General features: G+C 62.5%; 12 protein-coding genes and 1 pseudogene. 6 read left to right on the plus strand and 7 right to left on the minus strand.

The features are described 5' to 3' along the window. The first annotated feature begins 255 nt into the window (after nucleotides 1–255). The 5 genes from tmk to AC07FD_RS07525 all read left to right on the plus strand — a co-directional run bounded on the left by tmk (nucleotide 256) and on the right by AC07FD_RS07525 (nucleotide 5305). On the plus strand, nucleotides 256–930 hold the full coding sequence (gene tmk / locus AC07FD_RS07505) for a dTMP kinase (protein WP_478349326.1): 675 nt from the start codon (nucleotides 256–258) through the stop codon (nucleotides 928–930). Further along, nucleotides 927–1982: a DNA polymerase III subunit delta' gene (locus AC07FD_RS07510; RefSeq protein ID WP_478349327.1), complete on the plus strand. Its 1056-nt coding sequence runs from the start codon at nucleotides 927–929 to the stop codon at nucleotides 1980–1982. Before tmk ends, AC07FD_RS07510 begins: the two co-directional genes overlap by 4 nt. A gap of 138 nt (nucleotides 1983–2120) precedes the next feature. Then, a complete protein-coding gene (gene metG, locus AC07FD_RS07515) occupies nucleotides 2121–3674 on the plus strand; it encodes a methionine--tRNA ligase (RefSeq protein WP_478349328.1) in 1554 nt (517 codons plus the stop codon). Further along, complete coding sequence (locus AC07FD_RS07520; RefSeq protein WP_478349329.1) at nucleotides 3674–4486, plus strand: TatD family hydrolase; 813 nt, start codon at nucleotides 3674–3676, stop codon at nucleotides 4484–4486. The genes metG and AC07FD_RS07520 overlap by 1 nt, the downstream gene beginning before the upstream one ends. A 3-nt stretch (nucleotides 4487–4489) precedes the next feature. Beyond that, complete coding sequence (locus tag AC07FD_RS07525) at nucleotides 4490–5305, plus strand: MBL fold metallo-hydrolase (protein WP_478349330.1); 816 nt, start codon at nucleotides 4490–4492, stop codon at nucleotides 5303–5305. Between the two features lie 408 nt (nucleotides 5306–5713). Here AC07FD_RS07525 and AC07FD_RS07530 read toward each other — a convergent pair. Both AC07FD_RS07530 and AC07FD_RS07535 read right to left on the minus strand, forming a co-directional pair. Next, nucleotides 5714–5812: pseudogene (locus AC07FD_RS07530) on the minus strand (RidA family protein); the annotation flags it as partial. 58 nt (nucleotides 5813–5870) lie between these two features. Further along, on the minus strand, nucleotides 5871–8030 hold the full coding sequence (locus AC07FD_RS07535) for a mechanosensitive ion channel family protein (RefSeq protein WP_478349331.1): 2160 nt from the start codon (nucleotides 8028–8030) through the stop codon (nucleotides 5871–5873). A gap of 261 nt (nucleotides 8031–8291) precedes the next feature. Here AC07FD_RS07535 and AC07FD_RS07540 point away from each other — a divergent pair, with 261 nt between their 5' ends. Beyond that, nucleotides 8292–9191, plus strand: a complete 900-nt coding sequence (locus AC07FD_RS07540; protein ID WP_478349349.1) for an agmatinase — start codon at nucleotides 8292–8294, stop codon at nucleotides 9189–9191. 26 nt (nucleotides 9192–9217) lie between these two features. On the opposite strand, the gene AC07FD_RS07545 is transcribed toward AC07FD_RS07540, so the two are convergent. The 5 genes from AC07FD_RS07545 to AC07FD_RS07565 all read right to left on the minus strand — a co-directional run bounded on the left by AC07FD_RS07545 (nucleotide 9218) and on the right by AC07FD_RS07565 (nucleotide 13002). After that, nucleotides 9218–9871, minus strand: a complete 654-nt coding sequence (locus tag AC07FD_RS07545) for a glutathione S-transferase family protein (RefSeq protein ID WP_478349350.1) — start codon at nucleotides 9869–9871, stop codon at nucleotides 9218–9220. Between the two features lie 56 nt (nucleotides 9872–9927). Beyond that, the gene (locus AC07FD_RS07550) at nucleotides 9928–10800 is read right to left on the minus strand and encodes an aldose 1-epimerase family protein (RefSeq protein ID WP_478349332.1); all 873 of its coding nucleotides are present in this window, start codon (nucleotides 10798–10800) and stop codon (nucleotides 9928–9930) included. Nucleotides 10801–10958: 158 nt separating this feature from the next. Next, on the minus strand, nucleotides 10959–11675 hold the full coding sequence (locus AC07FD_RS07555) for a Bax inhibitor-1/YccA family protein (RefSeq protein ID WP_478349333.1): 717 nt from the start codon (nucleotides 11673–11675) through the stop codon (nucleotides 10959–10961). A 23-nt stretch (nucleotides 11676–11698) separates the two neighbouring features. Beyond that, complete coding sequence (locus AC07FD_RS07560) at nucleotides 11699–12472, minus strand: anti-sigma factor family protein (protein WP_478349334.1); 774 nt, start codon at nucleotides 12470–12472, stop codon at nucleotides 11699–11701. Continuing rightward, complete coding sequence (locus AC07FD_RS07565) at nucleotides 12472–13002, minus strand: sigma-70 family RNA polymerase sigma factor (RefSeq protein ID WP_478349351.1); 531 nt, start codon at nucleotides 13000–13002, stop codon at nucleotides 12472–12474. Before AC07FD_RS07565 ends, AC07FD_RS07560 begins: the two co-directional genes overlap by 1 nt. Nucleotides 13003–13082: the final 80 nt, after the last annotated feature.

Below are 13082 nucleotides of genomic sequence, written 5' to 3' on the forward strand. Positions count from 1 at the left end.
TGAATCACGTACCGCTGCAAATTTGAATCCTGAATGTCGATTGGTCCTAGAGCGATTCATCGTTTCACGGAAACGCAGAACCGCTCTATCTCTTGGCTTTGACGCAATTCCCTAGGGAAAGTGCTGCGCTTTTCCCGGGAAAACCGTTTCACACTTTTCCTGGAATTGCGCTAGCGCCGACGGCATAGACGTTTGCCCCGACGCGGACTATCTAGAGCGCTATAACCACCCGCAAGCATGGCAAGGGCTTTTCGATTGGCGCGCGGATTTTTCATCACCTTCGAAGGCGGCGAAGGAGCAGGCAAGTCGACGCAGATCGAGCGGCTGGCCAGGAAGATGCGCGCCAAGGGATATGATGTCCTCCCCACTCGTGAACCTGGCGGCTCGCCTGGCGCCGAAGCTGTCAGGCATGTGCTGCTTTCGGGCGCGGCCGAACCGTTCGGGCCGAAAATGGAGGCGCTGTTGTTCGCCGCCGCGCGCTCCGACCATGTCGAGCAGGTCATCCGTCCGGCGGTCGAGCGTGGCTCCATCGTGCTTTGCGACCGCTTCTTGGATTCCTCCCGGGTCTACCAGGGCGTGACCGGCGGTATCGACTCGGCGTTCATGGATGCGCTGGAGCAGGTCGCCATCAACGGCATGATGCCGGACATGACGCTGATCTTCGACATCGATCCGGCGGAGGGCCTCAGGCGCGCGACGTTGCGGCGCGGCACCGAAGCAATCGCCGACCGCTTCGAAAAGGAGAGGCTGGCGATCCATCAGGCCCGCCGCGAGGCGTTTCTGGCAATCGCGGCGGCCGAGCCGGAACGCTGCATCGTCGTTAACGCCGCCGCCGATCCCGATACGGTCGAGAATGTCGTGACCGCCGCCGTGTTCGCGGCGCTGGAGGCAAGAACGCCTTCGCGCAACAGGCAGGCGACGCCGGCATGATCTTCGAACGCATCGCACCCGAGCAGCACGACACGCTCGACGGCGTGCCCGAGCCATCCGAAACACCGCGTCTGGTTGGACACCGGCAGGCCGCGGGGATGCTGACCGCCGCCTATCGTGCGGGAAAGCTGCCGCATGCGCTGATCTTCTCCGGGCCGGTCGGCATCGGCAAGGCGACGCTTGCCTTCCATCTTGCGCATCATCTGTTGAAGCACCCGGACTTCGCGCAGGCGCCGGAAAGCCTTGCCATTCCCGATCCGGCCTCGTCGCTGTTTCGCCAGATCGCCACCGGCGCGCATCCTTGCGTGCTGCACCTGACCCGTCCGCCCAACGACAAGACCAAGAGCTTCAAGACTGTCGTCACCGTCGACGAGATCCGCAAGGTCAGCCGCTTCCTGTCGCTGACCTCGCATGACGGCAGCTACCGGGTTGTGATCGTGGACCCAGCCGACGACATGAACACCAATGCCGCCAATGCCTTGCTGAAGAATCTCGAAGAGCCGCCGGCACGAACGCTGTTCATCCTGATCGTCCATGCGCCGGGCAGCCTGCTGCCGACAATCCGGTCGCGCTGCCAGGTGGTGCGATTGACGCCGCTCGATGCCGACGACCTGATGGCGGTGCTGGAAACGACCGAACCGCCACCGCCGGACGATCCTGCCGCGCGCGCGGCGCTGGCCGAGCGGGCAGGGGGCAGCGCGCGCAGCGCGATCCTGTTGACGCAGTATGGCGGGCTGGAGATCGCCTCTACACTCGATACGCTGGTGGCGGCAAGAAAGAACGATGTCGGCGGCGCGTTTCGCCTTGCCGAGGCTGTCGCCGGCCGCGACCAGGCGATCCAGTTCGACATCTTCAACCGCCGGGCGCTGGAGCTGTTGTCGGATGCGGCAAGCCAGGCAGCGCTGGCGGGTGACCTCGCACGGGCCAAAACGCTGTCGGACACTTGGCATGAGGCGCTCGACGCTATATCTGAGACCGACACCTACAATCTCGACAAGAAGCAGCACGCCTTGACCATGATCGACCGCCTGAATTCTGCAATGCGAATGTGACGGTTTCTCCATGCATGCCGTGCCCCAAACGGGGGGCCACTTTTGGGCGGCATGCATTGGCCTCGGGATGGCAATCGCCGCACCGATGCGATATCCACCGCCACGCCTTTCCATTCAGACATTCATGACGGTTCATTCATGTCACGCGACAAATTCTACATTACGACAGCGATTTCCTATCCGAACGGCAAACCGCATATCGGCCATGCCTACGAACTGATCGCCACCGACGCGCTTGCCCGCTTCCAGCGGCTCGACGGCAGGGAAGTCTTTTTCCTGACCGGAACCGACGAACACGGCATCAAGATGCTGCAAACCGCCAAGCGCGAAGGCATTTCGCCGCGCGAACTGGCCGATCGCAATTCGGCCGAGTTCAAGCGCATGGCGCAGGCACTCAACGCCTCCAATGACGATTTCATCCGCACCACGGAAGAGCGGCATTACGCGTCGTCGCAGGCGATCTGGAAGGCAATGGCCGCCAATGGCGACATCTACAAGGGCGGCTATGCCGGCTGGTACTCGGTGCGCGACGAAGCCTATTACGGTGAGGAGGAGACGGAGGTCCGCCCAGACAATGTCCGCTACGGGCCACAGGGAACGCCCGTCGAATGGGTCGAGGAAGAGAGCTATTTCTTCCGCCTCTCGGCCTATCAGGACAAGCTCGTCGCACTCTATGAAAGCCAGCCAGACTTCATCGGCCCGGCCGAGCGCCGCAACGAGGTGATGAGCTTCGTCAAATCCGGCCTCAAGGACCTGTCGATCTCGCGCACCACCTTCGACTGGGGCGTGCCGGTGCCTGGCGATGAGAAGCACGTGATGTATGTGTGGGTCGACGCCTTGACCAATTACATCACAGGTGTCGGCTATCCCAATGAAAAGGCTGACGATTGGCATTTCTGGCCTGCGGATGCGCATATCATCGGCAAGGACATCGTCCGCTTTCATGCGGTGTATTGGCCGGCCTTCCTGATGTCTGCCGGCATCCCGCTGCCGAAACGTGTCTTCGGCCACGGCTTCCTGTTCAACCGCGGCGAGAAGATGTCGAAATCGGTCGGCAACGTCATAGACCCGTTCACCATGATCGAGCACTACGGTCTGGACCAGGTGCGCTACTTCTTCCTGCGCGAGGTGCCGTTCGGCCAGGACGGCAGCTACAGCCATGAAGCAATCGTCAACCGCACCAACGCCGATCTTGCCAATGGCCTTGGCAATCTGGCGCAGCGCTCGCTGTCGATGATCGCCAAGAACTGCGGCGGCGTGGTGCCGCAACGCGGCACCCTGGCGGATGAGGACAAGGCGATCCTCGATCAGGCAACTGCCGTGCTCGCCGTGGCGCGCAAGACCATGGCCGAGCAAGGCATCCATCTGGCGCTGGCGGCGATCTTCGGCGTGGTGGCGGAAGCCGATCGTTATTTCGCGGGCCAGGCGCCGTGGGCGCTGAAGAAGAGCGATCCGGCGCGCATGGAAACCGTGCTGTGGACGACGGCCGAACTCGTCCGGCGCGTGGCGCTGTTGTGCCAACCCTTCATTCCGGGATCGGCCAACAAACTGCTCGACCTGCTGGCGGTGCCGGCGGACAGCCGCGATTTCGTGCATGTCGCGGCAGACCACGCGCTTGTGTCGGGGGTTGCCTTGCCCGCGCCGGAAGGGGTGTTCCCGCGTTACGTCGAACAGCCGGATGCGAACGCCTGATGCTCGTCGACAGCCATTGCCATCTGGATTTTCCAGACTTCGCCGAGGAGCGGGCGGCCATTGTCGCCCGCGCCAAGGCGGCCGGTATCAGCCGCATGGTGACGATCTCGACGCGCGTGAAGCGGTTTCAGCAAATCCTTGAAATCGCAGAAACCTTCGAAGAAGTGTACTGTTCGGTCGGCACCCACCCGCACAACGCAGCGGAGGAACTGGACGTCACCGCCGCGGACCTTGTGCGCCTGTCGGCTCATCCGAAGGTGGTGGCGATCGGCGAGGTGGGGCTCGATTACTTCTACGACAAGGCGCCGCGCGATGCCCAGGCGCAGGGCTTTCGCGCCCACATCGCCGCCGCTCGGGAAACCGGGCTGCCGCTGGTCATCCATTCGCGCGATGCCGATGACGACATGGCAGCCATCCTCGCGGACGAAACAGGGAAGGGCGCCTTCCCTTTCATCCTGCACTGTTTTTCGTCCGGACGCCGGCTGGCGGAAATCGGCGTTGCGCTCGGTGGCTATGTATCGTTCTCGGGTATCCTGACCTTCAAGAATTCGGCCGAGTTGCGCGCCATCGCAGCCGATGTGCCGCACGACCGGCTGCTGGTCGAAACCGACGCTCCCTATCTGGCGCCCGTGCCGTTTCGCGGCAAGCGCAACGAACCGGCCTATGTCGCGCACACGGCCAAGGTGCTGGCGGAGACGATCGGCGTCAGCGAGGCTGAAATCGCTGATCTGACGACGAACAATTTCTTCCGTCTGTTCGGCAAGATGCCGCGCCCTCCCGAGCAAACTGCTTGGCCCGAGCAAAGCGCCTGAACGATGACCGACCGGCTGCGCCTCACCATTCTCGGCTGCGGCTCGTCGCCAGGTACGCCGCGCATCACCGGCGACTGGGGCAATTGCGACCCGGATAACCCGAAGAACCGGCGCACCCGCGCCGCCGCACTCGTCGAGCGGATTACCGCGAATGGCAGCCGCACCAGCGTCGTCATCGACACCGGACCGGATTTCCGCCAGCAGATGCTGATGGCCTCCGTCAAGCGCATCGATGCGGCCGTCTACACGCACCCGCATGCCGACCACATCCACGGCATCGATGACCTGCGTGGTTTCGTCCTCGACCAACGCCAGCTAATCGATGTCCATGCCGACCAGCCGACAATGCTGCGCCTGCGGCAGGCGTTCGCCTATTGTTTCGAGACGCCGGCGGGCAGTTCATATCCGCCGATCGTCGACGCTCATATCATCCATCACGCCAAGCCAGTGGTCATCGAAGGAGAGGGGGGTGCCCTCACCCTTGAGCCGCTGCCGCAGGTGCATGGCGATATCATATCGCTCGGTTTCCGCATTGGCACGCTCGCCTATTGCCCTGATATCAGTGACTTTCCGGAGGCCACCGTCGAACGGCTACGCGACCTCGACGTGCTGATCATCGACGCGCTGCAGTACCGGACGCATCCCAGCCATCTGTCGCTTGGCGAAGCACTGGAATGGATCGAGCGGCTGGCGCCACGGCACTCCGTGCTGACGCATATGCATGGGCCGCTCGACTACGCCACGGTGATGGCCGAGACGCCAGCCAACGTCGAGCCAGCCTATGACGGCATGGTGATAGAAATCCCATATGATTCATAGCGATGAGGCCAATCCTTCATCGCTGGCCGCACTGGAGTTTCGACAATGAATGACGCGTGGCCATATCGTCTGGTCAACGCGGATTTCAGCTGCCGTGCATGCTGGATCGGCTTGCCGCGATAGACACGACGCCCGGGCTACTCAATCGAAGAGATCTTAAGGTCACGGGTTGGCGTGACCGCCATAGCGTTGTGGGCATCATCTATCTGCTGCAGCCAGATGGGCGCCAAACGGCTGATAATGCGGGAAAATCTCCGCCTGCCGTCATACGCTTCAGTTCCATAATCTATCTTATGCGACTTTCTTATAGGCAGGGATGTCACCCCAGCTTGAGCAATTGGCCGCAGCGCAATGAGAGCGCCGCCGGCCAATTGAACAGTCACCGATTGGCGATGCACACCGCCCGCGCTAATCAAGCACGACTACGGCCTCCACCTCGAACAGCATGGGGTCATTTGCAAGCTTGGGAACGGGAACCAGAGTCTGCGCCGGCAGCGCTTTCAGGAAAGGCCTCGACTTCCTGCTCGATGGCCTCGCTCCACGATAAATTTCCGCCGGCCGACTTTTATTCCTCGCCTTCCTTGGCCTTGGCTTCCGCAATCTGTTTGCGTACCACCGCATCCCTGGCGGCAGCCGCACTTGCCCCATGGTCCTCATTGCCGGCTGCGACCTGCACTGTGGGCGAGGCAAACTCGATCCCGTTTGCCGCGAACGCTTCGCGGATCATGACATAGGCCCGGCGACGGATCGTGAATTGGTGTCCCGGCTTGGTCGTCATCGCGAAACTGAGGTTGATGCCATAATCGCCGAAAGCCTCGACGCCCTTCATCTTCAAGGTCTCGATGATCTGCGGACCGAATTCCTCATCTGCCAGCAGCTCGGCGCCGACCCCCTTGACCAGCTTTTTGACCTTGGCAATGTCCGTCTCGTAGTTGACCGAAATGAAGAACTTATCGATCACCCAGTCGCGGCTCATGTTCTGGACGGCGCCCAACGAGCCGAATGGAACTGTGAAGATCGGGCCGCGGTGATGGCGCAGCTTGACCGAGCGAATGCTGAAGGACTCGACCGTGCCCTTGTAGGTGCCGCTCTGGATATACTCTCCGACGCGAAACGCATCGTCGGTCATGTAGAACACACCGCTGATGACGTCCTTCACCAGCGACTGCGATCCGAAGCCAATGGCAACGCCGAAGATGCCCGCGCCCGCGATCAATGGACCAATCTCGACGCCAAGGCCGGAGAGAACCATCATGATCGCAATGGCGGCAATGAGTGCGGCGAGAAAATTCTTCAGAATCGGCAGCAGCGTTAAAAGCCGCCCGCTGCGGGCAAGCGCTGCCTCGTCGCCGCCCTCTGTGCGGGCGCGATCGACGCGACCGCCAATGAGACCCTTCACAAGTTGCCAGATGAGATCGGCGGCGAGCAGCACCACGATGCCGCTCAATACACCTCGGACGATGCGGTCTACACTTTCGTCGCCCATCATTCCGCTGGCGCGCAAACGCACGACGGTCGCAAGCCAGGCGACAGCGAGCCCGATGACGATCGCCCTCGCCCCACGCTCAACGAGCACTTCGAAGATGGCATTGTTCGACTTCGTCGTCTCGTCGGAGCTGGCGAAAAACGACTTGGTGATTGAGCTGGTGGATCTCAGGATTGGTGGGAGGATCAAGCCATAGATGCCAATCCACAAAAGCGTGCTCATCCCCACGACCCACAAGAGCCAGAGCATGCAAAGGAAAAATGTCAGCAGCCATTCCTTGAGCCGATAAACCTTGGAAGGCTCGATCGCCGCCGGCCGCCGCCATACGGATTCGATCGACACCGCGAGGAGACCGAGACCGAGTATGTAGACGATGAGATTCCTGACGTTCGGCGTGAAGTGGAGGATGTTCATCTCGCCTGCGAGCGCCCATCCAAGGAAGAATACGCCAGCAAACAACGCGACGCGGCGGCGCCAGAAAGCCGCGGTGACATCGTCTATCGGAATGAGCCGGACCTTCGGCTGGTCTCCAAGGTTCAAATTGCCGTCCGCCGTGCCGAGAATAACTGACGTGATCCGCATGATCACGCGCCAGGCGATGACAGCGATCAGCAAAGGCAGCACCAGCGCAGAAAGCAGTGGTGGCCAGGTAAACGCCAGGAAGGCGCCGACACTGGCCATTGCGAACACGACGAGCGGCGCGATGGCGACGAACAACGTTCGGGCGATCACATGATGTCGGGCGGGTGCGCCCGATTCCGGGCTTTGAGCTGGGTTGCGGCGGTGAGCCCTGCCGACGATACGGCGGAAGATGAACTCGGCACCTAACCCAAGCGCCACAAAGGCCGCGAACAGGACGAGGATCGCTCCCGGCCCTCGCCCGTGAATCTCGGTCATTATGGTCGAGCTTGCGCCGGAAATCTCGTCAGGGACCTCAGGAATCGCATTGCCAATGCCCTGCAAATGCTGGCGAATGGCGTTGGACCAGACCATGAAGTCAGTGGCGGAAGCGCCCATTGGCATTGCCGAATCGGCCGCGGGTGCCGCGCCCTTCTCGGCGATCCACGCCTTGACTTCGGGATCGTTCAGCAATTTCAGCAACTGCTCGACTTTTTCAGGTGGAGGAGGTGGTGCCGAGGTCGCCTGCGCCCGGGCGATGGCAGTGAATGCGATCAGGGACGCCATCAGCATTGCAAACAACACGCCGGTTCTGCCAGCCCGGAAAACCATCACACTCATCTGCTGACCCCCGATGGACTCACTTTCACTATGCCCACAACATACCGCCTCACGAACAAAATAGTGTAGCGATGCAATACGCCCGAACAGGGTCGGAATTGTCCGGCGAAGCGGAGCGGCCATCAATCGCCAGTCCCCGCTCATAAGGCAATTTCGCGATTCAGCTGGGGTGGCGCGTTTCGCTCCACAGAGCTTCGCCAAACTGATACATCCGCAGTCGACAAAATTTCAGCCAAACCATCATCAAGACCAAATGACCGCATCTCCCTTCTCGGCTTTCCCGATCGCCTCGCCGATGGCCGCATCCCCGGTGCGGTGATCTTCGGAGCCGGTCACGGCAGCACCTATCCCGGCAAGGACAGCAGCGGCCATGCCTTGGCCGCCGATGCCATCCGCGCTGCGAGCCAGGACGATGCCGCGCTCGTCGAGCACTGGGATTTCGATCTCGGCGGCCCGCTGTTCGACGGCAAGCCGGGCAACTGCATCGACACAGGCGATATCCCGACCACCATGCATGACAATGCCGGCAACCGGGCCAGGATCGAGGCGAAGACGCGCGAGGTCCTGGCATTGCCGGCCGTACCGATCCTGCTCGGCGGCGACTGTTCCGTGACCTTTCCCTTCCTCGCCGGCTTTGCGGATCATGGACCGGTCTGGATCCTGCAGATCGACGCCCATATCGACTGGCGCGACGAGGTGTCTGGCGAGCGTCACGGCTATTCGAGCCCGATGCGTCGCGCGAGCGAGATGCCGCATGTCGCCGGCATGGTGCAGGTCGGCCTTCGCAGCGTTGGCAGCGCAGGCATAACCGAGATCGAAGCGGCGCGGCGCTATGGCAGTCGCTTCGTGACCGTCCGCGAGATTCACGCCCAGGGCGTCGAAGCCGCGCTGCGGCATATTCCGGAAGGATCGCGGGTTGTTGTCACGCTCGACTGCGACGCCCTCGATCCCAGCATCATGCCGGGCGTGGCGGCGCGTACGCCCGGCGGCCTCACCTACACGCAGGTGATCGACCTGATCGCGGGCCTCGGCAGGCGGGCCAGGATCGCAGGATTCGATCTTGTCGAATTCTATCCTCCCGCCGATATCGACAGCCTGTCGGCCCTGACCGCGGCGCGCCTTCTCGTCAATGTGATCGGCACCATCGTCCGGCAGGTTTGAAGCCGGCTTCTCCTAGGATGTGCCCGCTAATCTGCCGCCGTTCGCGGGACCGGCGGCAATGCGGGCGCGTCCAATCCCTTGAAGGGATCGCGCCAGGCCTCGATCTCTTCAAGCCTACGATACCAGCGGCCGACAGAGGGATAGTCATCGAGCGGCAGTCTGGCGGCCTCGTTGAACGGCAGAAAGGTCGCCATGCGGAAGTCGGCGTAGGAAACCGAATTTCCGACCAGCCATTTCCGTGCGAAAAGCTCCGTATCGAGTATCGCGGCGGCCGTGCGGAAATGCGTCAGCCCCTCCTCCACACGCTGTTGATCAATCGGGCCTATGCCGTACCGCTGTTTGGTGCCACGTTCGAAATGCACCGTGTCGCAAGCGAATGCGAAGTGCTCCTTGCCCCAACTCAACCACCGGATCATCTCAGGCTCGTCATCGCCGGTGCGCCAGAAATCCGAATGGGCGTCGCGCGAGAGCCGGCAGGCTATCGCGTCTGCCTCCCAGAGGCTTTTTCCGCCGCCGTCCACAAGTATGGGCAATGAGAGATTGGGGTTTAGCAGGCGATATTTCTCTGCCTGCCCCGGAGCGAATGGCGAGGCGAATTCAAATTCCACATTGGCGTCGAGATAGCGTGCCACTGCGACGGCGAGCCGAGGATTCGGATTGCGGCTGAAGTATAGCTTCATTGGACACCTCCGGTGTGGCTGGCCAACGCTATTGCCTGAGCTGTCGATGACGGGCGTCACAGCAGCCGGATCTGATAGCTCAGCATGCGCTTGGCGGCCGGTGCGATCAGCATCAGGCCCGGCTTGTCGACAAAATCGCCATCGAAGTCCATCGGACTTGCGATGCCGTGCCAGGGCTCGATGCACAGGAACGGCGCGCCGCCCGGCTTTGACCAGACGCCCAATTCCTGAAATCCCTGCCACGCCATCTCGATCGCAGGACCACGCCCGGCGGCATAACGCACGCTGGTGCTGGCCGGCTGGTCGAGAATGACCGCGTCCTCGTCGAACAGCCGCTCGGAGAGCGCGAGGATGTTGCCTTCGACGGGCGTCGGCTGTGGCGTTTTCAGCAACAGGCCGTCCTTCAGGCGACGGATCGGAGCAGGTTCGGCGGCAGCGAAAGTCAGTTGGTAATCCGTCTTGGCCAGATCCGGCAGTAATGGCCAATTGAATGCCGGATGCGCCCCGATGGACGCCGGCATCGGCTCTTTGCCGGTGTTCGTGATGTCGAAGGTGACGCCAAGCTGCCGGCGGTCCAGCGTGTAGGTCACGGCGAGGCGGAAGGCGAATGGATAGTGCATGCGGGTATCGGCGTCGTCGGTGAGAACCAGCGTGCAGGATTGGGGGCCGCTCTGCGCCCAGGCAAACGGCTTGTCGCGCGCGAACCCGTGCTGCGTCATCGGGTAGGTCTGGCCGCGATGGCGCAGTTGGTCTCCCTTCAGCCTGCCGACGATCGGAAACAGCACCGGCGAATGCCGCCGCCACTCCGGCCCGGCCTGCCACAGGAACTCAAATCCTTCTGCGTCTTGCAACGAAACCAGTTCGGCGCCCTCCGCGACGATGGTCGCCGAGATGCCGTCGCCCTGAAGCGTTTGGCTGTCTTTTGCCATATGTCCTCGCGCGGCCGGTGTGCAGGCGGATGCCGCGGGCAACTTAGCAAAAGCCCTTGCGGACTCAAGGTGTGGCCGGCCTTGCCAGGTCGATTGTCCCCTCCGGCCATGTCTCTTGTGTCCAGGTCTGGGCGGCGACCTTGCCAGCCCCTGCCCGGCTATTCGCGTTCGCCGGTGAAGTTCAGCAACAGCTGGAAGATGTTGATGAAGTTCAGATAGAGCGAGAAAGCGCCGAAGACGGCCAGCTTCTGGCGCGATTCCGCGTCGAAATTCTCGGCATACTGCTCCTTGATCGTCTGCGTGTCCCAGGCGGTCAGGCCGATGAACACGGCGATACCGATCACCGAGATGGCAAACTGCAGCGCGGTCGAGCCGAGAAAGATGTTGACGATGCTGGCGATCACCACGCCGATCAGGCCCATGATCAGGAACGACGAGAACTGGGTCAGGTCACGCCTGGTCGTGTAGCCGTAGAGGCTGGTTGCGCCGAACATGGTGGCTGCGATGAAGAAGGTGCGCGCGATGCTGGTTCCGGTGAAGACCAGGAACACCGAGGCCAGCGACAGGCCCATGACCGCGCAGAAGGCCCAGAACATCGCCTGGGCGCTGGCCGCCGACATGGTCTGCATCTTGAAGGAGAACAGCATGACGAAGGCGAGCGGCGCCAGCATCACCACCCATTTCAGCGGGCTGGAAAAGATCGGCACGTAGAGCGCCGGCGTGGACGAGATCATGAAGGCGACCAGGCCGGTGACCACGAGGCCAACGCCCATGTAGTTGTAGACGCGCAGCATATGCTGGCGCAGGCCCTCGTCGTACACGGCTCCTGTTTGGGCGCCTGCGCCGACGCGGTATCCCAGATTGGGGGGGTTCATATGAATTCTCCTTTGTGTATCGGTCAGTAAAGCGTTTTGGCGAGCGTCTCGGCAGCGCGGTCGAGGTCGTGGACCTCGCTTCGTCCGACCACCGCATAGGCGACCTCGCCGATCTGGAAATAGGCCGATGAGATGTCGCCCGAAGGCGCGACGGTCGGCTTGACGACGTCGAAACTTCCCGGCCGGATCGCAAACAGTGAGACCAGCCCCATCTCCTTCGTCTCGACAGCCATCTCGACGCTCGGACCGAAGCGCGACGGATAGATCTGCACATCGCGGACCTTCCAGCCCTTGGGCAGCAAGGGCATGACGATGGCGGTCGCGGCGCGGATCTCGCCGGCATTGTAGTTGGGTGCCTCGGGCTGCGAAGTCATGGTCTCGCGCACCAGCGTCGTTCTATGGGCGCGCACCGCCTCGTCGACATAGGCGGGCGGCTGCGGCGAGGCGACGACCTTGGTCACCGACATCGGTCCGATGATGCCGTTTGCCAGCCAGCCGGCGGCGACGAAGGCGGCCACTGCCGCCGCGCGCTGCAGAACACCGAAGATGCGGCCGCGGAAAAGCCCCCTCTCCAGCCGCCGAGCGGCGTCGGCGGTCGCCGGCCGCGCCATGCCCCTGGACCCGGCAAGCGCCACGCGCAGTTCATCGCGGGTCCGCAAATCCGACATCACGCGCGCCGCCGCCTCCGGACGGGTGGACAAAAACGCCTCGACCTCGATGCGGCGGGTGACATCGAGCTGGTCGTCGACATAGGCGTCGAGGTCGGCATCGGCCACGGGATCGACAGTTCCAGTCATCACGGTCCTCCAACGATCCTGAGGCGGCTTTTCGCCTTCGAGGGCGCCGCGTCCTCCATCTCGCGCAGTGCGGCGCGCGCCCTGCCGATGCGCGACATCAGCGTTCCCAGCGGCACGCTGCTCGCATCGGCCGCCTGCTGATAGGACAGCCCTTCGATGGCGACGAGATGCAGGGCCGAGCGCTGTTCTTCCGGCAGGCTGAAGAAGGCTTCGCGCACCTGCGCCAGGCGCACGGAGTGTTCCTGCGGCGCCGGTGTGCTGCCTTCGGCAAGATATCCGGCCTGTTCGACGCGCGCCGCCTCGGACCTGCGGGACCGCATTTTGTCGATGAATGTGTTGTGGACGATCGACAGCAGCCAGGCACGCAGGTTTCCGCCGGAGCGGAAGGTGCCGCGCCGCTCATAGGCGCGCACCATCGCGTCATGCACGAGATCCTCGGCGTCCGTGCTGTCACGCGTCAGCGAGCGCGCGTAGCGGCGCAGCGAACCGAGTTGTCCTATGATGTCAAAGCGCGGCATCGACCGTTTCATGTCCTGTTTACGGAGCATGTGGGGATTTTAATCCCAGCCGCGCCATTTTTTTCGCGGATCGCTGGAGGACATCGTTCGCA

The sequence above is a fragment of the Mesorhizobium waitakense genome, from assembly GCF_056431085.1.

What these genes read in the sequence shown, in the direction of transcription:
- AC07FD_RS07550 (WP_478349332.1), bottom strand. Translation starts at nt 10,800, where the DNA reads ATGGCAAAAGACAGCCAAACGCTTCAGGGCGACGGCATCTCGGCGACC.
- metG (WP_478349328.1), top strand. Translation starts at nt 2,121, where the DNA reads ATGTCACGCGACAAATTCTACATTACGACAGCGATTTCCTATCCGAAC.
- AC07FD_RS07560 (WP_478349334.1), bottom strand. Translation starts at nt 12,472, where the DNA reads ATGACTGGAACTGTCGATCCCGTGGCCGATGCCGACCTCGACGCCTAT.
- AC07FD_RS07565 (WP_478349351.1), bottom strand. Translation starts at nt 13,002, where the DNA reads ATGAAACGGTCGATGCCGCGCTTTGACATCATAGGACAACTCGGTTCG.
- AC07FD_RS07520 (WP_478349329.1), top strand. Translation starts at nt 3,674, where the DNA reads ATGCTCGTCGACAGCCATTGCCATCTGGATTTTCCAGACTTCGCCGAG.
- AC07FD_RS07545 (WP_478349350.1), bottom strand. Translation starts at nt 9,871, where the DNA reads ATGAAGCTATACTTCAGCCGCAATCCGAATCCTCGGCTCGCCGTCGCA.
- AC07FD_RS07510 (WP_478349327.1), top strand. Translation starts at nt 927, where the DNA reads ATGATCTTCGAACGCATCGCACCCGAGCAGCACGACACGCTCGACGGC.
- AC07FD_RS07535 (WP_478349331.1), bottom strand. Translation starts at nt 8,030, where the DNA reads ATGAGTGTGATGGTTTTCCGGGCTGGCAGAACCGGCGTGTTGTTTGCA.
- AC07FD_RS07555 (WP_478349333.1), bottom strand. Translation starts at nt 11,675, where the DNA reads ATGAACCCCCCCAATCTGGGATACCGCGTCGGCGCAGGCGCCCAAACA.
- AC07FD_RS07525 (WP_478349330.1), top strand. Translation starts at nt 4,490, where the DNA reads ATGACCGACCGGCTGCGCCTCACCATTCTCGGCTGCGGCTCGTCGCCA.